This window comes from Phoenicibacter congonensis (genome assembly GCF_902386915.1).
GTDB classification, from domain to species: Bacteria; Actinomycetota; Coriobacteriia; order Coriobacteriales; family Eggerthellaceae; genus Phoenicibacter; species Phoenicibacter congonensis.
Genome location: NZ_LR698997.1, coordinates 683,633 through 710,559, shown reverse-complemented (window position 1 = coordinate 710,559; position 26,927 = coordinate 683,633). Strand labels below are relative to the sequence as shown.

The following is a 26,927-nucleotide window of genomic DNA, read 5'->3' as shown; positions in this document are numbered from 1 at the left end:
ACTCATGCTCCCAAAGCTAAAACTGAAAAACTTGCCTTAATAATTATGAGCAAAAACGTTCGTAATCCTCGGGAGTGTTAATGTTTACGAAACAGCCGCCTCTAGGCACAGCTTCTCGCACTTCACTCTGACTCATCTCACAAAGCACCAAATTTTCATCATCAAGAAAGCCTTGCACCCTAGTTTCTCCTTTTGAAAGGGCATCTTTAACAGCTTTCAGACAAGATTGCCTGTTGTAAAGCGCGTGGAAAGGCTCTCGCCCATGCTTGTTTACTGGAATAATTATGTCGGCTCCGGTTTTGTTCATCCACTCAATTTGTTTAGACAACAAATGTTCGCTCGCGAACAACATGTCACAAGCGATGCAACACACTCGCGGACAAGTTGACTCGCTAAAAGCAGTGTACATTCCGCTCAGCGCACCTTGTTTAGGAAGGGTGTCTCTGCAAACTTTTATTGGCAGTGATGCATTTGGCTTGATAAAGTTAAGGCGATCGGGATGATTAGATGTAATCACAACCTCGTCAACATAGGGCCGAAAGCGCTCGATTTGCGATTCGATCACATGTTTGCCTTCGAACACAAGATCCTCTTTTGGGTGTCCCATTCTCTTTGATTCGCCGCCGGCTTGAATTACAAGAGTAATTTTTCTTCGAACATAAAAACGCTCAAGATAATCTGCAATAGCAAAAATGTCCTCGAACCCAAAAACTGGAATGTTGTTGTTTTCGCATGCAATGACTACTTCAGAAATGTCGCTCACAACTGCTTTGGGCAGAACCACTTTTGTCTCTTCGCTTGAGTTGCCCAAATTGGTGCATTTGAGAATTTCAAGAAAATCCTTAGAAAAAGCGACATCGCGCTCATTGTCTTTGCGCATAATCTCAATGCTAGGCAGGCCTGATTTTCTGTAGCCTTCAACAATGACAATGTCGTGACCAGGCATTGACTCAACAATGTCACAGCACTCAACCTCATCATCTAGGTCGCGAACGCGGGCGAGTTTAACAGGAGAAGCAATTACAACCTCGGTTGCGCCTGCTAACTTGTGACGATAGGAATCTTTCCCGGGGACGTCAATCTCGAAATTGCCATGAGTGTGATGTTTCACAGACCCAACATCGAGCCCGCGATTTGTGAGTTCAGCTATCAGCTTTTCAATTAGCGTTGTCTTACCAGAGTTATGCCTGCCAACAAATGCAATTGCAGGAGAAGGAATAATTGGTCGATAAATCATCTTTTGCCCTCTTAAGAAAAAACTCTATGTTATGTCCACACCCATCTGCTGCAAAACCCACACAAAGCGCTATATTTCTCACAAATTGAATTCATTCATTAAAAACCGCGACGATCGTCAAAAGCCTGAGCAAGAGTCATCTCATCTGCAAATTCAAGTTCCCCACCAAAAGGAATGCCACGCGCAGGTCGCGTGACATTAACGTTTAGGCCCTTTAGCTTGTCGGCTATGAAATTAGCGGTCGCCTCCCCTTCAATGTTGGGGTCAGTTGCAACAATGACTTCTGAAATTCCACCTTTTTTGACACGAGCAATGAGTTCTTTTACACGAATGTCATCGGGTCCAATTCCATCAAGAGGCGAAAGTTCCCCACCTAAAACATGATAAACGCCCTTAAAAGCACCTGTTCTCTCAATTGGCGGAATGTTTCGTGGCTCTGGAACGACGCACACTAGAGAGTGATCTCGCGCAGTGCTCTCACAAATTTCGCATTTCTCACCTTTTGCATAATTGAAGCATTCGCTACAAAAATGCACAGACTCAGCAACATCCCTAATTGCATCAGAGAGCGCCACTGCATCGCTCTTATTCTCGTTCAAAAGAAAATATGCAATTCGGGAGGCCGACTTTGGGCCAATGCCTGGGAGCTTTTCGAGTTCCTCTAAGAGATTTTGAATTGTTCCTTCGGTTGAAATCATTTTAAAAGCGTTTATGAGAAATAAACAAGCACTAAAATCCTACATAAACCCAGGCATATTAATGTTGCCAACGGCTGCATTGATGTGTGCATTTGCTTTTTCGTTAGCCTCTGCTAATGCATCATTGACACATGCAGTGATTGTGTCTTGCAAAATATCAACGTCTTCTGGATCTAAAGCCTCGGGATCAATAACTACACTTTTTACGTGGCCGTCACCTGTTACTGTGCACTCAACCATTCCACCACCTGCTGTGGCGCTAAATTCCATCGCAGCCACCTCTTGCTGTGCAATGGCTGCATTGCGCTGCATTTTCTGGGCTTCCTTCATCATTTTTTTCATATCCATGAAAAATACATCCTTTCAGAGCTAAATTTCATGAAATTCTGCGCCCTCACCAAATGTAGAGGCAAGAATTTCGTTTAAAGCATCAATTTCAGACTTACTATTATCCACTTGAAAAGAGTCATTCGTCTCATCGATTGTTTCTGATTGTGCAAGATTTTCACTCGATCCACCAGATGCCTCAGGAGGCTCTGAAACTTCATTTCTTTCATCTTTAACGCAGTTTAAACTAGCTTCTTCATGATAATCTTGTGCAAAATTCAAACTTGATTCAGCGTTGTCGATGGCTGGAGACCCAAAGTCAGCATCAGTTGTCGCGTTCATTTTGATGCCTGCATCACGAAGCTCATCCTGTTCATCTTGAGCACTAAATTGTGGCTGAGACACTTCGGCAGAAAAGCCAGTTTCTGCGGGTGATGGTTTATCTTCACAAGAAGAATCAGTTGCCACTGGACGCACAAGCTCAGAAGAATGTTTTTCCTCTTCGCCTTTCTCAAGAAGGTGAACATCTATTGTTGCTCCCGCAAGGCCTTCTTTTTCTAGTGCAGAAATGATTTGGTTTTTAACTGCTGGCTTGCACAAATTGTCATAGGCAAACGTTCTTCCACTCTCAATGTTTAGAGTAATAGTTTTTCGCTCGCGATTAAATCTTCCATGCGTCGAATCAAGCAATCCAAAAATCTGAGGAGCTGAAACTTTTAAATCTTCTTTGACAGCCATCCAAACAGCACGAAAATCGACGTTTGCACCACTGACTTTCGTCACTTGGTGGGCAACAATCGTTGACGATGTTGAAGCTACCGTGTCGGCAGATGCCGCATGTGTGGTTAACGCACTTGTGGTGTCTTCTGGCTGGCCCACAACTCGCTCAATAACATCGTTGCTGTTAAACGAACTAGATGCATTTTTATTTGATGAAACAGTCGCGCTGCTTGACACAGTGTCACTAGTGGAAGAGTTTGAAAAATTAAAGTCTTTTTCAGTCGCCGAAGCCACCGAAACCCTCGAAGCGTCTACACTTGAAGAAAAAGCGCTTTGGCCATCAACACCACGCGGCACAGCACTCACTTGCTCACACACAGAACCGCCACTAGAGATATGAGTAATCTTTCCCTCAAGATCAGAGATGCGTGAGTTGAGAGATTCCAGCGAAAGTGACATGTCTTGATCAACTAACTTAAAGCAACCAAGCTCTAAAGTTAAACGCTGGTTGTTTGCAGTTCTCAGATCTTTTACAAGATCATGAAGAATTGACAAAATGTAGAGCAATCGCTCTTCTGAAAACAGCTTTGTCTCTTCTTTGATGTTGAGGATTTCATCGAGCGATGATTCTAGCGCAACTTCGCATCCTGACAATTTCATCACATATATATCGCGAATGCGGACAGCAAAGTCGTCAATGAATTGAGCAAAATCAAGCCCATCATCTACTTTATCGTTAATAAACTCAAGACAACGTTTTATGTCACTTCTCCCAATTGACTCGACAAGTTCAGCAATGTCACTGCTGCTGCTTTTGCCAAACATGTCTTGCGCAACTTCGAGAGTGACCTTTCCACCACCAAATGCAATTGATTGTTCAAGAGACGTCAAGGCATCACGCAAACCTCCATTGGAGCGACGCGCAATCAAGTCGAGGGCATCGCCTTCATATTCAACGCCTTCCATCTCACAAACTGTACCCAAACGACCAGTGAGCTCATCGGTGATTATTGGTCTAAAGTCAAATCGCTGACAACGAGAGCGAATTGTTTCCAAAACCTTTTGAGGATCAGTCGTGCAGAGAATAAAAACAACATGCGAAGGTGGTTCCTCAAGCGTCTTTAACAATGCGTTAAACGCACCCTTTGAAAGCATGTGGACTTCGTCAATAATGTAGACCTTGTATTTTCCGCGAACAGGAGCATAACCGACGCGTGAAATGATTTCTTCTCTGACATTGTCCACTCCAGTTCGGCTAGCAGCGTCTAACTCAAATACGTCGGGGTGAACAGATTCAGAAATTAGCTTGCAATCTTCACAAACTCCATCGGGACTAGGCGTTGGACCATGTTCACAAAGAAGAGCTTTTGCGAGAATGCGAGCAGTAGTTGTTTTTCCTGTTCCGCGTGGCCCACAGAAAAGATAGGCATGTGCAACTTTGTCGCCTTCTACAGAACTTTGAAGCGTTTTTATGATGTGGTCTTGGCCAACAACATAGTCAAAAACCTGAGGTCTATATTTCCTGTATAGAGATTCAGACAAGTCAATTCCTGTTCATCAAATGTCAAGTTCTCTTTAAATTCGCTCTCTACAAAAAATAAAAATGCCAAACTGAATTGTCATTTTAATTTAGCTGTTTTTTCCTTGACTTAATTGCGCCTGAAATTGCACCAAAAACTGCGGGTGCAACAGAAACAGCAACAATGCCAAGAATAATAATTTCAAAATGCTGTTGAACAAATTCTACGCCACCGAAAAAATATCCAACTAGCACAAAGAGCGAAACCCAAGAAATGCCACCAATTGCATTAAACATTGTGAACTTTCCAAAATTCATGTGCCCAGTGCCAGCAATAAACGGCGCAAATGTCCTAAAAAATGGCATGAAACGCGTTATAACAATCGTGAGTCCGCCATACTTTTCAAAAAAACGGTCAAGTTTTTCCATTCGCTCAGGCGTGAGTGACTTAACCTTCCCAGAATCAATAATTCGCTGCCCCAAAAAACGGGCGATCCAATAGTTTGAAGTGTTGCCAAGAATTGCCGCTGCATAAAAAACAAGAAGCGTAGCAATCAAATTTAGCCCGCCGCCATCGACAGAAAAAACACCAGCAGCAAACAACAGGGAATCACCTGGCAAGAACGGAAAGAACACAACTCCAGTTTCGATAAAAACGATGAAAAAAAGTGGTGTGTAGACCATCACAGGACCAAGGGTGACAATCCAAGCCGCAATAAAGCCTCGAGGATCTTTTAAAAGATTGACAAGAAATTCGAATGCCTGCAACAATTAATCCTTTGATATTCGCACAGAAGATAGGGAAAGTGTGCCCCAAACGGGAACAAAGCGCGCATCAGCGGTCTCTTATGGCTGCTTCCTTCCAGACCTGACCAGGTTCGAAACATATTGCCGCCTTGCCCCCATTTGAGGCACAGTAAGAAATTATAGCAAAGCTGCAATCAACACAACACACATTGAGATAATTACAAAAAAAGCTTTTTGTGAGAAGGCGACTATTTGAAAATCCTCGGAAGGAGACACTTCAAACAAGCCCCATGAACGCATTGTTAAAGCATCAGCTAAATCATCAACCTCACACATCATTCTCACAATCAAAGGAACGAAACAGCCACAATATGCAGAAGTCCGTTTTATTAGCCCGCCGTGATCCATGCTTGCACCACGGCACCATTGCGCCTCTTTGACAGATAAGAATTGATTGAGAATTTCTGGTATAAAACGAAGAGCAATTGACACAGATAATGCAAGCTCAGACACAGGCACCTTTAGTTTTCTTGTTGGCCAAAAGACCCACTTAAAAACACTCGCAAAATCAAGCAGCGATAGAGTGTTTGCTACAAACAAACTTGACCATCCAAGAAGCAGCACCCTAATCACATAAAAAGCCCCATTATAAACACCTGACTTTGTAAAAACAAATGTAGGGGCAAGAATGCCGGAGCTAATTCCAGCATCGCCTCCAGGTAAACCGCCAAGAGTTGAGAATCCAGTGAAAGACAGGGCATTTGCAAGGAATGAAAATGCACAAATCAGATAGAGAGGAATTGATACTTTAAGAACAGCCAAGATCAATTTCAAAAATGCCTGTTTTGATTGCCGATATTCTAAAAAATAATCAACAACAACAAGCGTCAAAAACAAAATGAACATGAGAAAGAGTCCATTCATGCTTTTCACAAAAAACAGAGAAACAGAATAGAGAAATAGGAGCAAAATTTTAGAGCGTGCATCTACTCGACACACGCTCTTGTTTGTTGAACTATTTGTGAAAAAAGCTTGAACCATGAGATTTATTCGAATCCCATGAAGAGTGGGCTATTCCTCTTCAGCAGCTTTTTCTTCTGTAGCTTCAGCAGCCTCTGCACTCTCAGTTGCCACTTCTTCAACTTCAGCAGTTGCACCTTCAACAGCCTCAGTTGCAGTTTCTTCTTTGACTTCTTCAGCCTCAGGAGCAACTACTTCAGCTTTCTCTTCTTTTTCCTCAGTAGGAGCAACTTTTGTTACCTTTGCTTTTGCAGGAGCAGCCTTGGTTTTCTTGGCAGGAAGAGCTTCAGTGATGAGCTCCATGATTACAATTGGGGCGTTGTCACCTTTGCGAGGTCCAAGTTTGATGATGCGTGTGTAGCCTCCCTGGCGGTCAGCGAACATGCCTTGCTCAACCTTTTCAAAAATCTCGCGTACGAGCTCTGAATCATTACCAAGTGCAGCCATAGCAAGACGTCTTGAATGAAGGTCACCACGTTTTGCCCAAGTGATGATTTTGTCGACATCGCCACGAATCTCTTTTGCGCGAGACTCGATGGTCTTGATGCGGTCATTCAAAAACAAAGCTGAAACGAGGCTTCTTTTCATGGCCTTTGTGTGGCTGTAGTCGGTGCCAAGCTTGCGACCTTTGTAATTGTGTCTCATAAAATTCTCCTAAATTAATCGCTTAAAGCAGGTCGTTGTTTGAGCGAAGGCTCAAACCATACTCTGCCAAAACGTCTTTAATTTCTTCAATAGATTTAACGCCGAAGTTGCGGATGTTTGTGAGGTCTTGCTCAGAAAGTTTGACCAGGTCACGAATTGTTTCCACGCCTTCGCGCTTTAAGCAATTGTATGAACGAACTGTGAGATCAAGGTCGTCAATTGACTTGCTCAACTCTTCGCTCTCAGGCTCTTGCTCTGGTTCAAAAATTGTAGGAAGCTCAAGTTCCTCGCCATCTTCCTGACCAAACTCAAGAAATGCCTGCATATATTGCATAACAATGTTTGCTGCCTCGCGAATTGCATCAAGAGGAGCAATTGATCCATTTGTTTCAACCTCGAGAGTGAGTTTGTCATAGTCGTTGCTTTGTCCAACACGAGTTTTGTCGTCATGGAGAGTGCAGCGTCTCACAGGGGAATAAATTGAGTCAATTGCAATGACTCCAATTGGATCATTATCTTTTTGGTTTTGAGCCGCATAAACATTGCCACGACCAACACCAATAGTGATTTCAGCATCAAATGTGCCACCCTCAGAAACTGTAGCAATAACGTGCTCTGGGTTAACAAGGGTGAACTCACTTGGAACTTTCAAGTCCGCACCAGTTACAGTTGCAGGTCCCTCAACAGAAACTGTTGCAACAGCACTGTCGACATCGTCGCTATTAGCCTTAAAAACAAGGCCTTTAACGTTTAAAACGATGTCGGTAACGTCTTCAATCACGCCTTCAGCACAAGAGAATTCGTGCTGAACTCCCTCAATGCGAATTGAAGTAGGCTTTGCGCCTTGGAGTGAAGACAAAAGGACGCGACGCATCGAGTTGCCGAGTGTGCGAGCATAACCACGCTCAAGTGGCTCAACCACAAAACGTGCCATGCAATCGTTAATTTGTTCAGTAGTAACAGTAGGCCTCATGAACTCTGTCATTATTTTCCGATGCCTCCTTAAATAAGCGTTTCTTCTCGTCAATTATTTCGAGTAAAGCTCGACGATGAGCTGCTCGTTTACGTCACTATCAATCTGGTCGCGGGTTGGGAGCGACAAAACGCTTCCCTGAAGTTTCTCGATGTCAACCTCGAGCCAAGCAGGAACACTTGAACGCTCGCTTGAAATGAGAGCACTCTTGATAACAAGCATGTCGCGAGCCTTCTCGGCAATTGCAACAAGGTCACCAGGGCGAACGAGGTAGGAAGGGATGTCAACGCGCTTTCCGTTTACCAAAATGTGTCCGTGACGAACTTGCTGACGAGCTTCTGCACGACTTTTGGCAAAGCCAAAGCGATAAATTACGTTGTCAAGACGAGTCTCGAGAAGAGTAAGGAGGTTTTCGCCGGTTACTCCCTGTTGACGGTTTGCTTCTGTGTAGTAGTGATGGAATTGCTTTTCCAAAAGACCATACATTCTCTTGGTCTTCTGCTTTTCACGCAACTGCAGTAGGTATTCGCTTTCCTTAACGCGCTTTTTGCCAGCATCACCTGGTGCATATGCGCGACGCTCCATTGCACATTTCTCTGAATAGCAACGGTCGCCTTTCAAGAAAAGTTTGCATCCCTCACGGCGGCAAATTCTGCAGTCGGCTCCTGTGTATCTAGCCATTTAATTTACCTTTCTTATAGCCTTATGGACGACGACGCTTGCGTGGCCTGCAACCATTGTGTGGTTGTGGTGTGCAATCTTGAATGCTCAAAACCTCAAGACCAGCTGCTTGAAGAGTTCTGATAGCAGTCTCACGACCTGAACCTGGGCCTTTAACGAACACAGCGACTTTTTGAAGTCCATGCTCTTGAGCAATCTTTGCGCAAGCCTCACTTGCCATCTGTGCAGCAAATGGTGTTGACTTACGAGATCCTTTAAAACCAACAGTTCCAGCAGATTGCCATGCAATGACGTTTCCCTGAGGGTCTGTAATGCTAATGATTGTGTTGTTGAACGTAGACTTGATGTGAGCTTGTCCCACAGCAATATTCTTACGCTCTGAACGCTTTACGCGTGTCTGAGTTGTTTTCTTTGCCATGTCTCGTCACCTATCTCTTTCCGATTTGCTTGCGAGGGCCTTTTCTTGTGCGCGCATTTGTGTGTGTGCGCTGGCCACGAACTGGCAAACCTTTGCGGTGGCGAAGACCGCGATAGCAACCAATCTCCATGAGGCGTTTTACGTTTTGTGAAACGTCACGGTGCAGGTCACCTTCAACTCTCAAATTTGCTTGGATGTAGTCACGAAGTTTGCTTAAGTCATCTTCTGAGAGATCCTTAACGCGAGTGTCTGGATTCACGTTGCATGCTTCGAGGGCCTTCTTTGATTGGGAAAGACCGATTCCATAAATTGAGGTCAATGCGATTTCAATGCGTTTGTTTGTTGGGAGGTCTACTCCGACAAGACGTACTGCCATTAGTTATCCTCCTAACCTTGACGCTGCTTGTGGCGTGGGTTTTCGCAAATTACGAAAACTTTGCCATGACGTCTAATAATCTTGCACTTTTCGCACATCTTCTTGACCGAAGGACGAACCTTCATGTTTAACTTCCTTTCGGTAGTATTCCAATATGTGAAAAAACTAATCAGATGGATTCCACATCTGCCGACCCTAAACGCGCTTCATTGGAATGAGACAAAGCACATTTGCAAGTCTTTGGTGAAAAACTAGTGTTCGTTTCGGTTTCAGAGTCGAAAAGAGAAGCTTCCCACCGGTTTATATAAACGCCCAGCCGCAGGCGATTATATGCTTGCCTATTTGTAGCGGAATGTGATGCGACCGCGATTCAAGTCATAGACACTGAGTTCTACAGTCACTTTGTCACCAGGCAAAATTTTGATGTAGTGCATTCTCATTTTGCCGGAGATGTGAGCGAGGATCTCATGCCCGTTTTCAAGCTTAACTTTAAACATTGCATTTGGAAGCGCCTCAAGCACTTCGCCTTCGAGTTCTACAACATCTGCTTTAGACAATTTTCCTCCGTCATAAATAAACAAACAAGTTGCACGCCACATGGACGCGCAACTTTATATATTATCAGACTTTTATGTTTTGCTGCAAACTTTTTAGTTATTCATTGTCCAATGCAAAATGCGTGCTTTAATCAAGTCAAAGATTAGCATAATTACGCCAAAAACAATAGCAATAAACACAAGACCTGCAAGTGTTTTATCCCAATTTCCAAGCTCAGAATTTGTCATAACAAAATAACCAAGACCAGAAGTTGCGCCGAAAGTCTCTGCGACAGCCAACATATAGAATGCAAGCGTTAACGCAATTGAACATCCTGCAAGGATTTCAGGGGAGGCAGCAGGTAAGACAATGCGGAAGAAACGTTCTGCACCTTTAACTTAAAGTGTTGCAGAGTTTTCGAGATAGCGCTTGTCAATCGTGTGAACAGCTGCGATGGTTGACGAAAGAATAATCCAGAAACAACCAAGGAAAATGATAAACACAGACGCAGCCCAAAAACTAGGAAGCAAATTCAAGGCATAGTAGGTAATGAGGGTAACTGGGATAGCGCTTAAAAAGGTGATGATTGGGGAGATTGTGTGACGCACAACCTTGTGTAGACCAATTAACGAACCAAGCAAAACACCAGCGATTACGCTCATGATGTAGGCGGTGCCGAGCATGGAGAGTGACGAAACAAGTCCGTCCATCTCAGCATCCCAGTTCTTAGCGAGCGTTTCAGGAACCGTGGAAAATGAGACAAACATATATTGGCTCAAAGCACCACTTGCAACAAGTGCTTCATATCCCAAAATCAAGACAATCGCAAGAACGAAGCATAAAGCATATTTCTTTAAGAATTTCATTATTAAAACAAACCTCCTAAACGAACATTCTCTTGATTAAATGTCGCCCAAAACGGTGTTGTTCTCTTTAAACTGAGTGAGCTTGCCCTTGAAGAAATCGCTGTTTGGATAGTCTTTAATGAGTGAGTTGAGTGCTTCTTCATAAATCTTGTCATTAAGGTGCTTGTTAAGATCAACATCACCTTTTTCAAGATACTTAAAGGCAACCATCTTGTCCCACATTTTCGAAACAGAATTTGTAAATGGGTCGGTGTCATATTTCATGTGAGGAGATTTAACAAATGTCTCTGCTGTCTCTTTTGTAACATCAATGTTTTCTACAACAAGGTCTACTACTTCATCCTTGTGGTCTTGCATATATTCTTCTACACGGAGATAAGAACAAAGAAGAGCTTTGATAGCATCAGGGTTGTTAGCAACATAGTCATCTTTAGCGAACATGCGGCAGCAAGAGTGATTTGGCCAGTATTCATCAGGCCACAGTTTAACCTCAAGCCCCCTGTCTTTTGCAAGAAGCTGATGTCCTGTTGGTGTGCCACCAAAGTCCACCTCACCTTTAGCAATTGCCTCAAGAACCTCAGTTCCTTTTTTGTAGTCAATAAAAGTTACAATGTCGGTGTCGCCTTCTTTGCAACCTACATAGGTTGAACCGTCGTAAACAAAGCCAATTCCCTTGCCATAAAGGATACCCTTCATGGAAATGTCGCAGGTGCCGCCACGCGTAATTCCAAGCTTTTTGCCTTTTAAGTCTTCTGGAGAATTTAGTGTGCTCTCAGGCTTTCCATAGACTGGTGTTTCGCCAATAATCATGTAACCACCAAAAATTGTAAATGGTTGACCATTAGCAATTTGCCCGAGCAGTCCACCTGTTCCATATGTGGAAGCAACATCAATTTTGCCAGCAGAAAGTGCAGACACTGCGTCTGGAACACTTCCCAGAGGAACGCTTTCAACTGTTACTCCCTCTTCTTTATTAAAACCATGTTTTTCTGCAATAAATTGAAAGACTTGACCAGAAGTTGGTTGGTATGCAAGACGGACTGTGTATTTTGCCTCTTTATCAGCACCGCCAGAAGCACTGTCTTTTTTTCTTCACTTGAACCGCAACCAGTAAGACCCGCAACAGCAACTGCAGCTCCAGCTGCACCACTGACTTTTAAGAAATCTCTGCGTGAAAACTCCATATTGTTTCCTTTCTGTAGTGTTTAATAAATGAACTATTGCTCTTCAGCAGGAACATCATGCTGAGCGCGATCATATGCGTCTTCATGAATAAGGCGAATCAGATTTTGACGCATCTCATTAATCTTTGGATCTGTGTACATGTTTTCTCTTGTTGGATGAGTCTCGCCAGCAAATGAATGCTCATAAATGACCTTTGCAGGTGTTTAACAAAGAACAATAATTCTTGTCGCCAACAGCAAAGCCTCATCAACTTCGTGAGTAACGAAGAAAACATTCTTTCTTTTAGATGGGTCGCTTTCCTGCTCCCACAAGTCAAGAACTAGATTTTGAAGTTTTGCCTTGGTAACAGCATCAAGCGAACCGAAAGGTTCATCCATTAGAAGAATCGGAGAATCAATTGCAAAAGCACGTGCAATGCCACAGCGTTGCTTTTGTCCTCCCGAAAGCTCACCAGGTAATTTGTGGAACAAGCTCTCAGACATGCCAACTTTTTCCATCCACTCAAGAGCTTTTTTCTTCCTGTCTTCCTTAGACATGCCTTTAAACGACTTTTCAAGTGCAATCATAATGTTTTGGCCAGCAGTCATCCAAGGGAACAAACCGTAATCCTCAAAAAACCACAGCTCGATCCAGGCCAGCTCCCTTAACAGGATTGCCATCAATCGTCAAAACTCCACTGTTAGGTGTTTCAAGGCCGGCAATTAAGCGGAGCAACGTTGATTTACCACAGCCAGATTGACCAAGAAAACAAACAAACTCACCATTGTTTGCCTTTAAATCAACACCATCCAAAATTTGAACACCGTCAGTATAAGAAAACTTTAGGTTTTCTATGTTTACTTCCGACACCAAATCTCCTTTCTTTATAAAAAAATTGTTTGTGATGGAATGCTTCCCAAATGAGCAAACTCCAAGAATGAATAAACGCAAGATAGATGCCGCGTTTTGGTCAAAGAATCGATGCGTTTAAGACAATTAACTAAAAGCAGATATGATTTTCGGTAATGTTGTAGCTAAACCAGCTGATTGCAATTAACTACAATTTGGGACATTAGCTTCTAAGCAGACACCTCGCCAGAAACATTTATGTCTAGCGAGAGACAGGTGTGGTTGCAAAGCCAAGCACCTGCTTTTTTTAAGAGCGTACAAATAATGTCACGAAAAACAGCCGCACTCTGAATAATTCCAGAGACGCTAGTATTTCTATGATTAAAAGATGCTATATGATAATTCCTAGTACAGACGTACAAATTATTAGTGAGAATAAGAAGTTGTGAACAATAAATCAATCACTTTTAACCTCTATCATCCAATTTGCGCACTAGCCTATTTCGTGAGTGTCATCTGCTTTGTGATGATTGGATTTCAACCCGTCCTAACTTCTATCTTCTTTATTTCGGGGCTGAGTTACAGCTTCTATCTAAAAGGATGGCGAACAACTTGCAGAAGTCTCGCCTGGCAATTACCAATGATGCTTTTAATAATGGTGATAAATCCTCTTTTTTCTGCCGCTGGCTCAACTGAACTTTTCCGCATTGGGGTTATGTCAATTTATGCAGAAAGTCTCTTTTATGGCCTGTTTATGGGCATGATGCTTGTCTCAATGATTTTGTGGCTAGAATGCACAAATAAAGTTATCTCGCAAGAAAAGCTAATGTCACTTGCTGCAGGAATTTTGCCAACTGTCACACTAATGATATCGATGGCAACACGCATGGTTCCAATGTTAAAACGCAGAAGCACAGAAATTAAGAATGTTCAAAATGCATGTAGCTCTGCAAACATGAAAAATTCTAATCTGCAACAAAACACAAAAGTGATTAATGTCCTCATGGGATGGAGCATGGAGGATTCATTTCAAATGGCCGACTCCATGAAGATTTCAGGCTGGGGGTCTACAAAAAAGAGAACAACATATACACTCTACAGATTCAGAAAGAGAGATGCTGCTCTTCTTCTGATAATTATTGCTTTTGCAATCATTTGTGGCATTCTTTCTTGGATAGCGTGCAACAGCTTCACTTTTTATCCAAAGATTGAGGGGTTAAATGCTTGGATTGGATTCGTCCCAATTGCTCTTTATGCATTTTCCCCGCTTCTGCTTGAACTTTTGTCAAATGCATTTGGAAACAATTAAAAAACAAGCTGTGGCTGAATTAGGCGAGGCTGAAATATCAAAAATGGGTTAGACGACATGAATAGCAAAGACAAACTGGCAATTGAACTAAAAAGTTTTGAGTTTACATATCCCAGATGCACAAAACCAGCTGTGGGCCCACTAAACCTAACATTGAACAAAGGCGATTTTGCAATTCTTGTTGGCGACACAGGAATTGGAAAATCCACGCTTTTAAAAGCACTGCTTCCCGACTCTCCCATCGCTGGCAAGCGCTGTGGCTCAGCAATAATAAATTCTCAAACACTAGGCTACGTTTCTCAAAGCCCAGAAAATCAATTGGTGTGCGAAAGCGTTTGGCACGAAATTGCTTTTGCGCTTGAAAACCATGGCACACCCCGTTCTCTCATGAGAAGGCGCGTTGCCGAAGTTTCCCACTTCTTTGGAATTGAACCTTGGTTTCACAAAAACGTAAATGACCTTTCGGGCGGCCAAATGCAACTTGTAAACCTTGCAAGAACGCTAGCGACAGGTCCAGAAATTCTCCTTTTAGATGAACCTTCGGCAGAACTTGATCCAGTTGCAGAGAAGAAATTTTTGCATGAAATATTCAGAATCAACCGCGAACTGGGGATAACAATCTTGCTTGTGACACACACTCCAGAAGTTGTTGCTGATTATGCGACAAGAGCGATTGAAATGAATAAATCTTTCGAAGGCGTGACAAAAACGTCCGAAGTTCCTTTGTCAACGTTTGCTCACAGCGGTGCCATCAACGCGCCATCAAGAAAACTGTCAACACAAACAAGCAGTTGCATAAAAGTTGATGACGTTCATTTTCGCTATTCAAAAGAAGAACAATTTGTCATGCATGGCTGTGATTTGGATGTGAAGGTTGGCGAAATTCGAGCAATAGTTGGTGGGAATGGTTGCGGGAAATCGACTCTTTTAAAGCTGATTGCTGGCATCATCAGGCCAGAGCGCGGACGAATCCAAAATGCGCTTCAAACAATGCAAGCATATCTCCCCCAACACCCAGCTGCACTATTTATTTGCGACACTGTAGTTGAAGAGCTTTGCGAATGGCAAAATAACTGCAGCTACAGCCACGATGATGTGCAGGCAATGGAAGAAAAGGTTGCTCTTTCGCAATGCGAAGATTTGCATCCATATGACCTCTCAGGCGGGCAACAGCAAATGCTGGGCTTGGCAAAACTCCTTTTAACTAAACCAAAATTGTTGTTGCTAGATGAGCCAACAAAAGGTCTTGACCCAAAAACAAAAATTACTGTTGCGAATTTAATTTTAGATTATGCGAAAAACGGAGGAACTGTGCTCATGTCGACGCATGACCTTGCATTTGCACGCTGCGTTGCCGACACAACCACAATGGTTTTCGATGGGCAAGCAACTTGCACAGAAAATAGCGACGAGTTCTTCTCTAACAACCTTTTCTTTAGACCTAACACCAGCACGTTCACAGATTTATTCCAGCAGCAACTTAACAAGCAATAAATAACATGCGAAACACATTGATAAAAATACTCGAACCATTAATCCTCGTTTCTGTTCCAGCAACATTGCTCTTATGTGCGATTTTTCAAAATGAAAACTCCGCCTTTTTAACCTTTACGGTTGCCATCGCGGGTGTGCTCCTGTACTTCTTAGGATATGAAAAGTCAAAACCTCCACTCAGACAAATAATGCCAACCGCTACGCTCGGAGCAATTGCTGCAGCGGGACGCATCATTTTTGCTCCAATTCCTGACTTCAAACCAGTCTCTGCAATCTGCATTATTTCTGGAGTAGTTTTTGGTAGACGAAGTGGCTTCATGGTGGGTGCGCTTGCTGCCCTCGTTTCTAACTTTTTCTTTGGGCAGGGTCCATGGACTCCTTGGCAGATGTATTCCTGGGGGTTAATTGGCTACATGGCAGGATTTTTAAACGATGTTGGCGCATTTAATCACCGACCTGCACTTTATGCATATGCTTTTATCTCCCCGCTGTTTTATGGTTTCATTCTCAACAGCTGGTACATAATCGGCTGGGTTCATCCAATCACATGGCAAACAGCAATGGCCGCATATGCAGCAGGTCTGCCGCTTGACGTCATTCATTCGATAGCAACCGTCACTTTTCTCGCAATCCTCTATGAACCATGGAAGCGAAAACTCTTGCGCATCAAATCAAAATTCGATTTGAGCTAGATTTTTAATAAAAGACTATTTTTAAAAGTAAAAACGTGGCTTTTCAATAAAAACTCTCACTAAAATGATGACTTTTCAATATGTATAGCGGCTAAAAAACTATGGTTTTTCAATAATAGTTGACGCGGCAAGATGACAGTTTTCGAAATGGAGATCTTAAAAAAATTACTATGTTTTTGGTTTTGTTACAAATCTGTGCGAGATAAGCAATGCTCTTAAATCTCAAAAAGGGAAAACTAAAATTAAAAGGAGCAATTCAATTCGCAAAAAAACGCGTCAGCAATAAAGATCTAGGAGGCAATTATGAGCAACGCGAGAAAAGATGCTTTTGCAAACACCGCAAAGACAATCATTAAAAATTTAGAGCGCAGGAACATGGAAGGTTATTTCTGCGAGTCAAGCGCCGATGCAATTGAACTCGTCAAAAAATTTGTTCCTAAAGGTTCAAGTATCGGCTGGGGCGGCACTGAGACATTTGCCGAAACAGGTGTAAAAGCGGCACTTGAAGCAGGTGACTACAAAATGCTTGACCGCTCAAAGGCGACAAATCCTGAGGAAGTTCGACAAGTCATTTTGTCTCATTTGGATTGTGGCACCTTTTTCATGAGCACAAATGCTCTCACAACAAAGGGCGAGTTGGTGAACATCGATGGCAATTCAAACAGACTTGCTTGCCTACTCTATGGTCCAAAACAAGTGATTGTGCTTGTTGGCATGAACAAAATCGTTAAAGATGTGTCCTCAGGTATCGAGCGCATCCACACCATGGCATGCCCGCCAAACGGAAAGCGACTTCACACAGGCACACCTTGCGCTGAAGTTGGTGTGTGTGGCAACTGTCATGACGAAGGCTGCATGTGCTGCAACATTGTTGTCACACGACACAACCGACATGAAGGTCGCATTAAAATAATCCTCATTGCCGAGGATCTGGGATTTTAAAGAGAAACGGCGGCAGCAATTGAGATTGCCTGGAATTGCAGCGTTTGTTTTGCAAACATTTGGCTGGGCGCATGTTTTATTCGAACGCAAATGAGCGAATTAAAAAAATTTTTTGCAAAAAACAATTGATTAACAAAAGCCCTCAATCAAGGGTGCTGCTGCCATTTCTTTAAAAGTTGACCTTTAGTTTTTGCGCCTTGGGAGATCCTTGCGCGCAAACGCTACAACCACACAAATGAGAATTGTGACAAGCATGTCAGGAAGAGTGTTTCCGCAAATGAGGTCCACCTGCATGAGACAGCGATAAATTGCAAATCCAACAACCCAAATTACGAGGTTTACCCAGTCGAATTCTCCTGCCGGCTTTTCTCTTTTTATGATGAAATAATCAGCGATTTGAACTGCAATCATTGGTGCAAAAACAGAGCCAATGAGATAAAGAAAGTCAGTGATGTCGTCCATCGGGAAAAGAATCGCTCCAATTGTGCCAAGAATAGCAACTACGACGGCAACCTGCTTGCCTTTTAACTTTGAAAAAATCGATTCACTAGAAACACCTGCTGAGTAGGCATCAAGAAATGTTGTCGTGACAGTTGAGAAGACGACAATAAGAAGTGCTGCAATTCCTAGACCGCTTTTGAGCATGATTTGCGCAATATCAATCTCTCCTGTAAAGATTGCAGCGCCCATTCCGATTATGTACATAAAACAACTCACAATGCCATATGTGATAGCGCTCACTGCCGTAGCTTTAACTGGTTCTTTTGCCTCACGAGTGTAGTCGCTAATGAGAGGAAGCCAAGACAGAGGCATTGCTACAGCGAGCTCAACAGCTGCACCAAACGAAAGTGAGTCGTCGGTCATGTTAGTCATTTGGTTTCCATTAAAGAAGATGAGATAGCCAAGAATGAGAGTCAGCACAAACAGAGCCGCCATCGCAACAGTGTTCACTTTCCCAAGATTAGTTATACCAATTAAAATCCAAACGACAATCAAAGCGCCAATTACAACACACCAGACCCAATGACCAACCTCAAAAACTCCGCTAGCAGAAAGTGCACCATCATAGATCATGATTGCTGTCCAACCGAGGAGCTGTAACACGTTGAGCAGAGCGAAGAGTTGTCCGCCTTTAAGCCCAAAATTCACTTTAACAGACTCCATGGCGCTCTTCCCGAGCTTGCCCCCGATAACGCCAGACAAAAACAACATGACGCAACCAATGATGTGGCCAATCAAAATAGCAGCAAGACCTGTCTGAAACCCAAGTGCTGCAAAATAGGTGCCAGTGATAATTTCTGCAATAGAAACACCAGCTCCGAACCAAATTAATCCGTTTTCAAAAAGACTTGTTTTCTTATTCACTTTATTCCCCTGCTAAAACACTAAATTCATTCTTAAAAGCAAACCCATGATCGATGGGCCCACTTCCTGAACCCAAATCAAGCATTGCCTCAAGTGCGCCAGATATGTATTCTTTTGCGCGCGCGACAGAGTGCTCCAAATCTAATCCTTTTGCTAGATTAGAAGCTATAGCAGAAGATAGTGTGCAACCGGTGCCGTGAGTGTTTGGATTGTTTATTCGCTTACCCCTAAACCACTTTGCCTCACCATCAGCAAAAAGCAAGTCATTGGCGTCGTTGACGTTGTGGCCGCCTTTACAAAGAATCGCACAGTCAAAACTTTCAGAAATAATTCTTGCAGCCTCAACCATGTCGTCTTCTGAAGAAATTGACATGCCTGACAAAACTTCTGCCTCTGGAATGTTTGGAGTAAGAACGTCTGCAAGTGGGAATAACTCGCTTTTAAGTGCGGCAATAGCATCATCGCTAATCAAGCGCGCTCCGCTAGTAGCAACCATAACGGGGTCGACAACAATGTTTTTAGCCTCATATTGTTTTAACTTCGAGGCTATTACCTTGACGATTTCACTTTCAGAAACCATTCCGATTTTCACAGCATCTGGAAAGATGTCGGTAAAAATAGCATCAAGCTCTTCTCCAACAAACTCAGCTGTCGCATTTTGAATCGATGTTACGCCGGTAGTGTTTTGCGCCGTCAAAGCCGTGATAGCGCTCATGGCATAAACGCCATTTGCAATCATCGTTTTGATGTCCGCTTGAATGCCGGCGCCTCCGCTGGAATCACTACCAGCGATCGTTACTGCAGTTTTCATGAACTGTCCTTTCTGTTACGTTTTATATAGCGACGCGAAGTGGTGCCCCCAACGAGCCGCTTATTCCACGCAGGCCTTTCCTGCGAAAAGAATCAATTATTCATTTTTTAAAAAAGTGATGTAAAAGTTCCTTCATAATCAAAATAATTTTTGCCCTTAAAACTAAGAGATTTTCTATGATTTAAACCATGACCTTAACTCATAAATTCGGAAATTTTGCCTTCTCGCAAACTGCTCAAAAAAGAAAGCGGGCTATCAAAATAGTATTGCGCCTCATCCTCTAATTCAGTCTGGTTGCACTCTCCTGCCTCGTCATAAATTCCAACTGTAATAAATCCTGCATTTTTTGCAGTTTTTAAAGCATAAAGAGAATCCTCGAATACAAATAAATCTTTTGGCGCTGCTTTCAAGCGTTCAGCTGAAATTTGATAAATCAACGGAGAATGCTTGCTCTCCCCAATTTCACCATTCGTGAAAACAGCATCAAACATGTCAAGAACGCCATTTCGTTCAAGCGCTTTTGTCACATGTTTGCGAGGGCTAGATGTTGCCGCAACAAAATGAATTTGGCGATGATGCAATTCAGTGAGCAAATCATATGCGCCAGGTTTAAGCAATATTTCATTAAAATAGGCATCTTGCAAGAAATCTTCCATCTCCTGCTTAATGCACTCGGGAGATTTATTCAAATGATAGGTGTCTCTAAACCATTGCGCTCCTTGCTCCATGCTCATGGAAAACAGAATTTCTCGAGTGTTAGGAACTGCGTCAAAACCTAAGAATTTAACGTAATTCTCGCCAAGACTCATCCAATGAGAAATTGAGTCTAAAAGCACTCCGTCAAGATCAAAGATTACACCTTTAACCATTATTATTTTCCACCAAATCAATTACAGAAGATTTCAGTTTTTCGGTTGCTGCCCTGATGTCTTCTTGTCCAAAGATAGCGCTAATGACAGCTATCCCATCAATTCCGGAGCCTGCAAGTTCACACACGTTATCTTGGGTGATCCCACCAATTGCGACGACGGGAATCGACACTGCATCACAAATTGCCTTTAACTCTGAGAACGGAACCTCAAGCGCATCGTCTTTTGAATTTGTGGGAAACACTGCACCAACTCCAAGATAGTCAGCACCTCGCTTTTCTGCAAGCAGAGCTTCTTTTACAGTTTGTGCCGAAACACCGATAATCTTGTCTGAGCCCAACTTTTCACGCACAGCCCCTGCTTCCATGTCGTCTTGTCCAACATGCACGCCATCGGCATCAATCTCGATTGCCAAATCTACATTGTCGTTAATCACAAAAGGAACACCACACTGCAAACAAAGTTCTTTTAATGACTTTGCTTCGGCTAAAAAGTTTTCGTAGTCAAGCTCCTTCTCACGAAGCTGCACAAAAGTCGCTCCGCCAAGAAGGCTTTGTTTAACAACATCACACAATGTGTTTTCACCAAGCCAGTGACGGTCTGTTACAGCGTAAAGAAGAAGATCTTTTTTATCTAATTTCAAACTTTGCTCCATTTTCAAGAGTGTCACCATTCATGTTGCAAATAGCATCGATGATTCTGTTGCGATAGGTTGAATTGCCATCGCCTTCTTCCATGCGATTCCAGGCAATTTCCCCAGCCAATCCCATAGCGCAAACAGCGGCAGCTGCTGCTTCAAGTTTTGCATCAGGATTTGCAACAACAAACGCGGTCATCATTCCTGAAAGTTGGCAACCTGTGCCTGTGATTAGACCCATCTCAGCCTTACCGTTTCTGATAACAAAACAGCGATTGCCATCGCTAACTAAATCAATTTCGCCAGTTACAGCAACAATCGCGTCAGAGTTCTTGGAAAAATCTTTAACGAATTTTACTGCTTCATCAAGTGAATCTTCACTCACTTTATCAGCTATGTCAGCATCAACTCCCTTTGTGGTTCCGCTACCAAGAGCCAATGTCTTGATCTCTGAAATATTTCCGCGGATTACCGACAAGTCAAGTTCTTCCATTAGCGAAACGGCAGTGTTTGTGCGAAGAGTCGATGCCCCTGCGCCAACAGGATCCAGAAGAATGGGATGACCTTGCTCATTTGCAACTTTGCCAGCTATGTTCATCGCTTCAATGCTCGATTTGTGGAGAGTGCCGATGTTGATGTTGAGCCCCCCGCAAATAGATGTGATGTCAGCCACATCATCTGGCTCGTCAGACATAATCGGGCTAGCTCCACAGGCAAGAATCACATTAGCGACATCGTTTACTGTCACATAGTTTGTGATGTTGTGAACTAAAGGTTTCATCTCACGCACGTTATCAAAACGTTCTTTTAGCATTTAGCGCTCCTTTCCAAACAAAAAAAACGGATGCGCCAAATAGACACATCCGCATTCATTCAAAATATGAGCGCACATCCCTACGTTGGCATTATCCAAATCAGGTAAAGGGTCAAGACTCTACAGTCAACTCTCAGCCTGCGTCTCGGCAAGCTCCCCTGTCAATCTCGATTATAGCATCACGGGATGCCCACTTTAGAAAATCGAGGGGAAAACGGAAATGCAGAAAAACTAAATCAAAAGAGAAAAGAGACGCGCCACCATTTACCCATTGAGATACATCCGCTATTTTCGCCCAGGGCAATATAGTTTTTGCAAAGAGCGATTATATGCTCTAGATGCCAATAATCTTTTTATGCATAACACAAAGAATAAATCAACGAAATTAAACAAACACAAAAAAGACCGAAGGATTCTAAATTCGCTTCTTAGCTCAGCAATTCGTCAATTTCCTCAAATGTAAATTTCTTAACTGAGCAACTTCCAATGTTGTTGACAAGAACAAAATTAACCGCGTTGCTATGACGCTTTTTATCATTCTTTATAAATTTAAGAAGAGTCTGTTTGTCGATTTCAGTGGTTGTCGGGAGGTCCTGAGTATTAAATGAAGAAATTATCTTTTCGGCAACATCTGACGAAGTGAGTCCATTTTTTGCACAAGCACGCACGAGCACACACAACCCGGCCGCAACGCAGGTTCCATGCCCAACGGAAAAATTGCTCGAAGCTTCAATTGCATGCCCAATCGTGTGGCCAAGGTTCAGAGTTTGACGAATGCCTGCTTCATGCTCATCGGCGCTCACAACGTCGCGCTTAATTTCCACGTTACGCATAACAACTTGTGCGAAATCATCAGTTGAAATCATGCTTTTAACAAGTTTGTTGTTGTTCAAAAATTCAAATAGCTCTGGGTCAGCTAGAATAGCATGCTTGACAATCTCTCCAACTGAGTCTTTAAATTGATCATCGCTTAAAGTAGACAAAACGTTCAAATCTATAACAACGCCAATGGGTTGGTGAAAGGCCCCAAAAAGATTTTTGCCAGCTTTCAAATCGACAGCTGTTTTTCCCCCAACCGATGCATCGACCATTGCAAGCAGACTTGTTGGAACTTGCAAAACGCGAATTCCTCGCATGTAGGTTGCGGCAGCAAAACCACCAAGATCACAAGCTACGCCGCCACCAAGAGTGATTACAACAGAGTCACGCGTGCAGCCAGATTGCGCCATCTTCTCGAGGCACTCAACAAGGGTTTTAGGATTTTTCGACTGTTCACCAGCGGGAAACACATATGAATCAAAGTCATAACTAAAGCCAGCCACAACTTTGTCAGCATAAATCTCCCAGACGTTGGAATCACTAACAAAAAACACCCTATCGACTGGTTTAAGATTTAGTTTAGCAATTGTGTCTTGCAAAATATCATCAAGTTTGCAAACAAAACTGCGACCAATGACAACATCATATGATGCAGAATCAGTTTTAACAGGCACTGTTGCGAATATGTTATCCTGCCAAGTCATCATGGGGTCAAGCACACGCCCACTATTTTCCTTTTGCGCCTGCAAGAGATGCACTGTCTAGAACATTAGTGTCAAAAGAGAAAGTGAGCGAATTTTTGATGCGCTCGCGCTTGTTAGCCAAATCAACCATCATGTTTAATAATTCTGCATAAGAAACACCGAGTGGTTCCCACAAATAAAAACTAAGCGACCCAGGAATTGTGTTAATCTCGTTAAACACGAGTTCGTCAGTGTCAACATCAATCATAAAGTCAATGCGGGCAACACCATTGCAACCAAGCGCCTTAAATGCACGAACAGCCAAATCGCGAATTTCTTCGCGTTTCTCCGGTGACACTTCTGCAGGAATTTTTCGCGAAACGCTGGCCATCCCTTTAGACCCACCCTTTTGGTTGTTCATATATTTGTCTTGATAGGAAAGAATTTCATCGGCTCCAACTGGCTCTTCAATTTCTGATGCGCGAGCCTCCTCAATGTCGCCTAACACCGAACAATTAATCTCTCGAAGATGAGAAATTGCGCGCTCAACCAGGACCACAGAAGCATAAAGAAACGCATCATCAAGGCTGCGAACGAGCTCAGTCTCGTCTTTTGCAACAGAAATTCCAACACTGCTCCCCAAATTAACAGGCTTAACAATGACAGGAAATTCGAAGTTCTTTTTTATGTTTTCGATTAATGCATCAAGGTTTTGGTAGTCCTTAGAAGTGTAGCGCCTAGCAGGCAAAACAGGAACTCCGGCTTCTGCAAGAACTGCTTTTTGCGTGAACTTATCCATTCCAAGGGCGGCGCTTTCCACGTCACACCCAACAATTGGAACATCCAAAGTGTGGAAATAACCTTGCAAATTACCATCTTCTACATTTGTGCCATGAACACACAAAAACGCCATGTCAATTTCGCGCTCAAAATTTTTGCCGAACTTCTTTTGGGGATATCCAACAAGTTTTGATTTCTTTCCATCTTTAACTAGAATAACCTGCTGTGCATTAGCAACAACACTCTTTAAGTTCTTGTAATTCTCAATTTTGTCGAGACCCTCTCCCACATACATTTCACTATCCTTTGAAATGTATAAAGGAAAAGCCTCAAACTCAGAATTGTTAAAAGCGAGATAGGCTTGAAGACCTGTAATGATAGAAATCTCATGTTCGACACTTGGGCCGCCGAACACAAAAGCAATTTGACGTTTCAAAAATGCTCCTTTAACCGTTTATGCGAAAACGTAATTTAAGAATAATTGTCGGGCAAATCGTTTTCAAGAAGAATGAAAGCTTGTTTACCATCGCAATCAATTTTATAGGCAAAATTTATTGCCTCGGTAAATGTATTGTAAACTCTAATTTTGTTTTCGTCGAAACCTTCGCGTAAAGCGCCATTCTTAATCGGGCGCGTGTGTTCTTCGCCGACAAGAACAATCCAATCACAACACTTAGCCGCATAACCTCCGAAAGCAAAATTGTAATCATCTTCCTTGTCGCCAAGTTCAACCATGCCAGGCGTGATGAGAATCCTCATGCCATCAAACAGTGCAAGCGTCTCAACTGCCGCTTTAGACCCGACTGGGTTTGAATTGAAGGCATCGTCAAGAATTGTAATGCGGCCTTGGCGCTTGAGTTCCATCCTGTGAGGAACACTCTTAATCCTTCTGACCTGCGAGCAAAGCTCTTGAGGATCAACTCCCATTTCGGTTGCCACTGCAATTGCCCCAGTGATGTTTATCACATTGTGAGAACCAACAAGGCGTGTGTGAAAATCAAGCGTTTTGCCCCCCTGTGTTACAGAAAAATCGGTGCCATCGCATGTGACGCTTTCAATTGAGGATACATAATCAACTTCACTGCCGTTAGCGGCAGAATAGGCTACTACATTATTTAGCTTTTTCTCATCAATTCTTTTGAACAATTGTTTTGCAACCAGCTCAGAATCAAAGTTTAAGAACAACTTTCCGTCTTCTGGCAGGGCATCGGCAAGCTCAAATTTTGTTTTAGCAATGTTGTCAAGACTGCCAAAGGTCATTAAATGGGCTGGTCCAACAGCTGTTATCACGCCATGATGAGGATGAACGATGTCGCAAATCTCTTTGATTTCGCCAACATAACGAGCACCCATCTCGCAAATGAAAATGTCATGAGCAGGAGTGAGGCTTTCGCGAATCGTTTTTACGATTCCCATCGGCGTGTTGTAGCTTTCGGGAGTCACCAAAACATTGAATTTTGAAGATAGAAGTTCTTGTAAATAAAACTTCATTGACGTTTTTCCATAGGAACCGGTGACACCAATAATCGTTAGATTCTCACAGCTGCGAAGGCGCTTTTTTGCCTGATTGATGTAGAAATCACGAACGAGATGTTCGACAGGTCTATTAACGGTGTTTGAAAAAGGAACCAGAACAAACTGTAGTCCGACACACAAACAAATTGCGCCACTAGTGGCAAGCGGACCTAAAATCCAGTATGTTAGGCCAGAAATGATTAAGCAAAAAATCGAGTCGGTTACCAACATGCGTTTTGCACGAGTTGTGTAGTGGAGGGGTTTTTTGTCATACATCTCTTTCATGAGACGATAAATCACAAAAGTGAGCAGTAAAAACAGCCACGAGACAATTAACAACCACACAGAAATAAAAACAATCTGCATAATTCCTGCTGCACAAATAGCGAGCAATAACCACTGTTTTTTGAAATTCTCGTTAAGCCAGGTGAAGTGCTCAGAATTAACATAGCCATTTAGCTGTAACATGTGCAAATTAAAACGTGCTGCTAGCGCCAAAGGAGCAACAGAAAGAGCAATCGTGATGCCAAGGAGGATAAAATCGGTCATCTATTCTCCTTTCTCACACAAAAATGAGTGAAGGACTAAAGAAAAGCGTTGCGGTTGCTCGGCATAGGAAAAATGCCCACAACCTTCAAACACGACAAGGCTTGAATTCTTGATTTTCTTCTCCATAATTTCGCCGTCATGCAAAGGCGTTGCATCGTCGGCATCGCCCCAAACCAGAAGCGTTTCAGCATCAATCTTGTGCATCAAATGTTGCTGATCATAGTTAACAGCCTTAACAAGGGCACCTTTCATTACATCACTTGCGTTGCGGTAATCTTCACTTCCCTGTTTTGAAATCCAATAATCAATAACATCAGGGAAAAGCGCGTGCACAGGCGCCCACGTGACAAAGCTCTTAAAAGCTTTAAACCATTTAACTTTAAATTGCGATTGAGAAGATCTTTCTGGCATAACGCCAGCCGAATCGATTAGAACAATTTTTTGTATGAGATGCTTGTAGGCATCGTTGCTTGCAATTTCTAAAATCACGCGACCACCATAGGAATGGCCAATCAGCGTAGCTTTTTTAATGTCGAGCGCCTCAAGAAAATCAATAAAAAAACTTGAATATTGCGAAACATCCCAACTTTCATTTGGCTCTTTCGTGTTCCCAAAACCAGGAAAGTCAAAAAGGATGGTTGTGTATTCATCAGTTATCGCATTGGCAATTATTTCATAAACTCCAAAGCTGGTTCCCCACCCTTGGCAAACGACCGCGAACTTGTCGCCACTTCCGATTGCAGTGTAGGCAACGTCAATCCCGTCAACGTCCATGCGTTTTATGTCAAATCTTTGTTTCATGAAGCTATTAAAGTATATTACATACACGCATTAGCAGGCGGAAGCCTCGCATAACCTGTAAAATTTATTA

General features: G+C 42.8%; 30 protein-coding genes, 1 other RNA gene, 2 pseudogenes and 1 riboswitch. Of the genes and pseudogenes, 4 read left to right on the top strand and 29 right to left on the bottom strand.

The genetic code is table 11. From position 1 onward, the window contains the following. Positions 1 to 43: 43 nt before the first annotated feature. From mobB to FXZ76_RS06370, 20 genes and pseudogenes are all read right to left on the bottom strand, one after another. The gene (gene mobB / locus FXZ76_RS03065; RefSeq protein ID WP_079535719.1) at positions 44 to 1,237 is read right to left on the bottom strand and encodes a molybdopterin-guanine dinucleotide biosynthesis protein B; all 1,194 of its coding nucleotides are present in this window, start codon (positions 1,235 to 1,237) and stop codon (positions 44 to 46) included. A gap of 98 nt (positions 1,238 to 1,335) precedes the next feature. After that, the gene (gene recR, locus FXZ76_RS03060; protein WP_079535718.1) at positions 1,336 to 1,935 is read right to left on the bottom strand and encodes a recombination mediator RecR; all 600 of its coding nucleotides are present in this window, start codon (positions 1,933 to 1,935) and stop codon (positions 1,336 to 1,338) included. A 39-nt stretch (positions 1,936 to 1,974) separates the two neighbouring features. Beyond that, the gene (locus FXZ76_RS03055; protein ID WP_079535717.1) at positions 1,975 to 2,283 is read right to left on the bottom strand and encodes a YbaB/EbfC family nucleoid-associated protein; all 309 of its coding nucleotides are present in this window, start codon (positions 2,281 to 2,283) and stop codon (positions 1,975 to 1,977) included. A gap of 21 nt (positions 2,284 to 2,304) precedes the next feature. Beyond that, the gene (dnaX, locus tag FXZ76_RS03050; RefSeq protein ID WP_147571526.1) at positions 2,305 to 4,524 is read right to left on the bottom strand and encodes a DNA polymerase III subunit gamma/tau; all 2,220 of its coding nucleotides are present in this window, start codon (positions 4,522 to 4,524) and stop codon (positions 2,305 to 2,307) included. Positions 4,525 to 4,606: 82 nt separating this feature from the next. Next, complete coding sequence (locus tag FXZ76_RS03045) at positions 4,607 to 5,269, bottom strand: DedA family protein (protein WP_079535715.1); 663 nt, start codon at positions 5,267 to 5,269, stop codon at positions 4,607 to 4,609. Between the two features lie 44 nt (positions 5,270 to 5,313). After that, positions 5,314 to 5,409, bottom strand: an RNA gene (gene ffs / locus FXZ76_RS03040) — signal recognition particle sRNA small type. 16 nt (positions 5,410 to 5,425) lie between these two features. Further along, complete coding sequence (locus tag FXZ76_RS03035) at positions 5,426 to 6,289, bottom strand: energy-coupling factor transporter transmembrane component T (RefSeq protein ID WP_079535714.1); 864 nt, start codon at positions 6,287 to 6,289, stop codon at positions 5,426 to 5,428. A gap of 30 nt (positions 6,290 to 6,319) precedes the next feature. After that, positions 6,320 to 6,913 carry a 50S ribosomal protein L17 gene (gene rplQ / locus FXZ76_RS06540; protein ID WP_079535713.1) on the bottom strand — a complete coding sequence of 198 codons (594 nt, stop codon included), beginning with the start codon at positions 6,911 to 6,913 and terminating at the stop codon, positions 6,320 to 6,322. Between the two features lie 22 nt (positions 6,914 to 6,935). Further along, positions 6,936 to 7,886 (bottom strand): DNA-directed RNA polymerase subunit alpha, encoded by a 951-nt coding sequence (locus tag FXZ76_RS03025; RefSeq protein ID WP_231961735.1) that lies wholly within the window; start codon positions 7,884 to 7,886, stop codon positions 6,936 to 6,938. A gap of 54 nt (positions 7,887 to 7,940) precedes the next feature. Beyond that, positions 7,941 to 8,567, bottom strand: coding sequence for a 30S ribosomal protein S4 (gene rpsD / locus FXZ76_RS03020; RefSeq protein ID WP_079535711.1), 627 nt, complete (start codon positions 8,565 to 8,567; stop codon positions 7,941 to 7,943). Between the two features lie 22 nt (positions 8,568 to 8,589). Then, positions 8,590 to 8,985 carry a 30S ribosomal protein S11 gene (gene rpsK / locus FXZ76_RS03015; protein ID WP_079535710.1) on the bottom strand — a complete coding sequence of 132 codons (396 nt, stop codon included), beginning with the start codon at positions 8,983 to 8,985 and terminating at the stop codon, positions 8,590 to 8,592. A gap of 10 nt (positions 8,986 to 8,995) precedes the next feature. Then, entirely contained in the window at positions 8,996 to 9,361 is a 366-nt protein-coding gene (gene rpsM / locus FXZ76_RS03010) for a 30S ribosomal protein S13 (protein WP_079535709.1), read from the bottom strand. 11 nt (positions 9,362 to 9,372) lie between these two features. Continuing rightward, entirely contained in the window at positions 9,373 to 9,486 is a 114-nt protein-coding gene (gene rpmJ, locus FXZ76_RS03005; protein WP_079535708.1) for a 50S ribosomal protein L36, read from the bottom strand. Between the two features lie 213 nt (positions 9,487 to 9,699). Continuing rightward, positions 9,700 to 9,918, bottom strand: a complete 219-nt coding sequence (gene infA, locus FXZ76_RS03000) for a translation initiation factor IF-1 (RefSeq protein WP_079536871.1) — start codon at positions 9,916 to 9,918, stop codon at positions 9,700 to 9,702. A 93-nt stretch (positions 9,919 to 10,011) separates the two neighbouring features. Continuing rightward, positions 10,012 to 10,275 (bottom strand): annotated as a pseudogene (locus FXZ76_RS02995) (ABC transporter permease subunit); the annotation flags it as partial. Between the two features lie 21 nt (positions 10,276 to 10,296). Continuing rightward, positions 10,297 to 10,764 (bottom strand): ABC transporter permease, encoded by a 468-nt coding sequence (locus FXZ76_RS02990; protein WP_079535706.1) that lies wholly within the window; start codon positions 10,762 to 10,764, stop codon positions 10,297 to 10,299. A 36-nt stretch (positions 10,765 to 10,800) separates the two neighbouring features. Then, positions 10,801 to 11,763, bottom strand: a pseudogene (locus tag FXZ76_RS02985) (ABC transporter substrate-binding protein); the annotation flags it as partial. Next, positions 11,721 to 11,948, bottom strand: coding sequence for a twin-arginine translocation signal domain-containing protein (locus FXZ76_RS02980; RefSeq protein WP_079535705.1), 228 nt, complete (start codon positions 11,946 to 11,948; stop codon positions 11,721 to 11,723). The pseudogene FXZ76_RS02985 and the gene FXZ76_RS02980, both read right to left, overlap by 43 nt. A gap of 204 nt (positions 11,949 to 12,152) precedes the next feature. Continuing rightward, positions 12,153 to 12,608 carry an ATP-binding cassette domain-containing protein gene (locus FXZ76_RS06375; protein ID WP_231961734.1) on the bottom strand — a complete coding sequence of 152 codons (456 nt, stop codon included), beginning with the start codon at positions 12,606 to 12,608 and terminating at the stop codon, positions 12,153 to 12,155. Further along, the gene (locus FXZ76_RS06370) at positions 12,559 to 12,798 is read right to left on the bottom strand and encodes an ATP-binding cassette domain-containing protein (RefSeq protein ID WP_197682094.1); all 240 of its coding nucleotides are present in this window, start codon (positions 12,796 to 12,798) and stop codon (positions 12,559 to 12,561) included. Before FXZ76_RS06370 ends, FXZ76_RS06375 begins: the two co-directional genes overlap by 50 nt. A gap of 424 nt (positions 12,799 to 13,222) precedes the next feature. On the opposite strand from FXZ76_RS06370, the gene FXZ76_RS02970 reads away from it, so the two are divergent. From FXZ76_RS02970 to FXZ76_RS02955, 4 genes are all read left to right on the top strand, one after another. After that, complete coding sequence (locus tag FXZ76_RS02970; protein ID WP_147571525.1) at positions 13,223 to 14,086, top strand: energy-coupling factor transporter transmembrane component T; 864 nt, start codon at positions 13,223 to 13,225, stop codon at positions 14,084 to 14,086. Between the two features lie 57 nt (positions 14,087 to 14,143). Continuing rightward, on the top strand, positions 14,144 to 15,580 hold the full coding sequence (locus tag FXZ76_RS02965) for an ABC transporter ATP-binding protein (protein ID WP_079535703.1): 1,437 nt from the start codon (positions 14,144 to 14,146) through the stop codon (positions 15,578 to 15,580). Between the two features lie 188 nt (positions 15,581 to 15,768). Beyond that, complete coding sequence (locus tag FXZ76_RS02960; RefSeq protein ID WP_231961733.1) at positions 15,769 to 16,272, top strand: ECF transporter S component; 504 nt, start codon at positions 15,769 to 15,771, stop codon at positions 16,270 to 16,272. A 303-nt stretch (positions 16,273 to 16,575) separates the two neighbouring features. Then, positions 16,576 to 17,214, top strand: a complete 639-nt coding sequence (locus tag FXZ76_RS02955; RefSeq protein WP_079535701.1) for a lactate utilization protein — start codon at positions 16,576 to 16,578, stop codon at positions 17,212 to 17,214. 183 nt (positions 17,215 to 17,397) lie between these two features. On the opposite strand, the gene cytX is transcribed toward FXZ76_RS02955, so the two are convergent. From cytX to FXZ76_RS02910, 9 genes are all read right to left on the bottom strand, one after another. Further along, a complete protein-coding gene (gene cytX / locus FXZ76_RS02950; RefSeq protein WP_079535700.1) occupies positions 17,398 to 18,579 on the bottom strand; it encodes a putative hydroxymethylpyrimidine transporter CytX in 1,182 nt (393 codons plus the stop codon). A gap of 1 nt (position 18,580) precedes the next feature. Further along, the gene (gene thiD / locus FXZ76_RS02945) at positions 18,581 to 19,390 is read right to left on the bottom strand and encodes a bifunctional hydroxymethylpyrimidine kinase/phosphomethylpyrimidine kinase (RefSeq protein WP_079535699.1); all 810 of its coding nucleotides are present in this window, start codon (positions 19,388 to 19,390) and stop codon (positions 18,581 to 18,583) included. A 194-nt stretch (positions 19,391 to 19,584) separates the two neighbouring features. Then, entirely contained in the window at positions 19,585 to 20,259 is a 675-nt protein-coding gene (locus FXZ76_RS02940) for an HAD family hydrolase (RefSeq protein WP_079535698.1), read from the bottom strand. Beyond that, positions 20,252 to 20,902, bottom strand: coding sequence for a thiamine phosphate synthase (gene thiE / locus FXZ76_RS02935; protein ID WP_079535697.1), 651 nt, complete (start codon positions 20,900 to 20,902; stop codon positions 20,252 to 20,254). The genes FXZ76_RS02940 and thiE overlap by 8 nt, the downstream gene beginning before the upstream one ends. Continuing rightward, the gene (thiM, locus tag FXZ76_RS02930; RefSeq protein ID WP_079535696.1) at positions 20,889 to 21,710 is read right to left on the bottom strand and encodes a hydroxyethylthiazole kinase; all 822 of its coding nucleotides are present in this window, start codon (positions 21,708 to 21,710) and stop codon (positions 20,889 to 20,891) included. The genes thiE and thiM overlap by 14 nt, the downstream gene beginning before the upstream one ends. Before the next feature lie 59 nt (positions 21,711 to 21,769). Next, positions 21,770 to 21,880: riboswitch (TPP riboswitch) on the bottom strand. A 258-nt stretch (positions 21,881 to 22,138) separates the two neighbouring features. Next, a complete protein-coding gene (gene aroB / locus FXZ76_RS02925) occupies positions 22,139 to 23,203 on the bottom strand; it encodes a 3-dehydroquinate synthase (RefSeq protein WP_157887281.1) in 1,065 nt (354 codons plus the stop codon). A 52-nt stretch (positions 23,204 to 23,255) separates the two neighbouring features. After that, a complete protein-coding gene (locus tag FXZ76_RS02920) occupies positions 23,256 to 24,428 on the bottom strand; it encodes a D-alanine--D-alanine ligase family protein (RefSeq protein WP_079535694.1) in 1,173 nt (390 codons plus the stop codon). Positions 24,429 to 24,463: 35 nt separating this feature from the next. Further along, on the bottom strand, positions 24,464 to 26,056 hold the full coding sequence (locus tag FXZ76_RS02915) for a Mur ligase family protein (RefSeq protein WP_079535693.1): 1,593 nt from the start codon (positions 26,054 to 26,056) through the stop codon (positions 24,464 to 24,466). Further along, positions 26,057 to 26,857: an alpha/beta fold hydrolase gene (locus tag FXZ76_RS02910; protein WP_079535692.1), complete on the bottom strand. Its 801-nt coding sequence runs from the start codon at positions 26,855 to 26,857 to the stop codon at positions 26,057 to 26,059. It abuts the gene before it with no gap. Between the last annotated feature and the right edge of the window lie 70 nt (positions 26,858 to 26,927).

Excerpts from the sequence above, each read along its gene's own strand:
- mobB (WP_079535719.1), bottom strand. The coding sequence starts at position 1,237 with ATGATTTATCGACCAATTATTCCTTCTCCTGCAATTGCATTTGTTGGC.
- recR (WP_079535718.1), bottom strand. The coding sequence starts at position 1,935 with ATGATTTCAACCGAAGGAACAATTCAAAATCTCTTAGAGGAACTCGAA.
- FXZ76_RS03055 (WP_079535717.1), bottom strand. The coding sequence starts at position 2,283 with ATGGATATGAAAAAAATGATGAAGGAAGCCCAGAAAATGCAGCGCAAT.
- FXZ76_RS03035 (WP_079535714.1), bottom strand. The coding sequence starts at position 6,289 with ATGGTTCAAGCTTTTTTCACAAATAGTTCAACAAACAAGAGCGTGTGT.
- rplQ (WP_079535713.1), bottom strand. The coding sequence starts at position 6,913 with ATGAGACACAATTACAAAGGTCGCAAGCTTGGCACCGACTACAGCCAC.
- FXZ76_RS03025 (WP_231961735.1), bottom strand. The coding sequence starts at position 7,886 with ATGAGGCCTACTGTTACTACTGAACAAATTAACGATTGCATGGCACGT.
- rpsD (WP_079535711.1), bottom strand. The coding sequence starts at position 8,567 with ATGGCTAGATACACAGGAGCCGACTGCAGAATTTGCCGCCGTGAGGGA.
- rpsK (WP_079535710.1), bottom strand. The coding sequence starts at position 8,985 with ATGGCAAAGAAAACAACTCAGACACGCGTAAAGCGTTCAGAGCGTAAG.
- rpsM (WP_079535709.1), bottom strand. The coding sequence starts at position 9,361 with ATGGCAGTACGTCTTGTCGGAGTAGACCTCCCAACAAACAAACGCATT.
- rpmJ (WP_079535708.1), bottom strand. The coding sequence starts at position 9,486 with ATGAAGGTTCGTCCTTCGGTCAAGAAGATGTGCGAAAAGTGCAAGATT.
- FXZ76_RS02990 (WP_079535706.1), bottom strand. The coding sequence starts at position 10,764 with ATGAAATTCTTAAAGAAATATGCTTTATGCTTCGTTCTTGCGATTGTC.
- FXZ76_RS02980 (WP_079535705.1), bottom strand. The coding sequence starts at position 11,948 with ATGGAGTTTTCACGCAGAGATTTCTTAAAAGTCAGTGGTGCAGCTGGA.
- FXZ76_RS06375 (WP_231961734.1), bottom strand. The coding sequence starts at position 12,608 with ATGGCAATCCTGTTAAGGGAGCTGGCCTGGATCGAGCTGTGGTTTTTT.
- FXZ76_RS02965 (WP_079535703.1), top strand. The coding sequence starts at position 14,144 with ATGAATAGCAAAGACAAACTGGCAATTGAACTAAAAAGTTTTGAGTTT.
- FXZ76_RS02960 (WP_231961733.1), top strand. The coding sequence starts at position 15,769 with ATGCCAACCGCTACGCTCGGAGCAATTGCTGCAGCGGGACGCATCATT.
- FXZ76_RS02955 (WP_079535701.1), top strand. The coding sequence starts at position 16,576 with ATGAGCAACGCGAGAAAAGATGCTTTTGCAAACACCGCAAAGACAATC.
- thiD (WP_079535699.1), bottom strand. The coding sequence starts at position 19,390 with ATGAAAACTGCAGTAACGATCGCTGGTAGTGATTCCAGCGGAGGCGCC.
- FXZ76_RS02940 (WP_079535698.1), bottom strand. The coding sequence starts at position 20,259 with ATGGTTAAAGGTGTAATCTTTGATCTTGACGGAGTGCTTTTAGACTCA.
- thiM (WP_079535696.1), bottom strand. The coding sequence starts at position 21,710 with ATGCTAAAAGAACGTTTTGATAACGTGCGTGAGATGAAACCTTTAGTT.
- FXZ76_RS02915 (WP_079535693.1), bottom strand. The coding sequence starts at position 26,056 with ATGACCGATTTTATCCTCCTTGGCATCACGATTGCTCTTTCTGTTGCT.
- FXZ76_RS02910 (WP_079535692.1), bottom strand. The coding sequence starts at position 26,857 with ATGAAACAAAGATTTGACATAAAACGCATGGACGTTGACGGGATTGAC.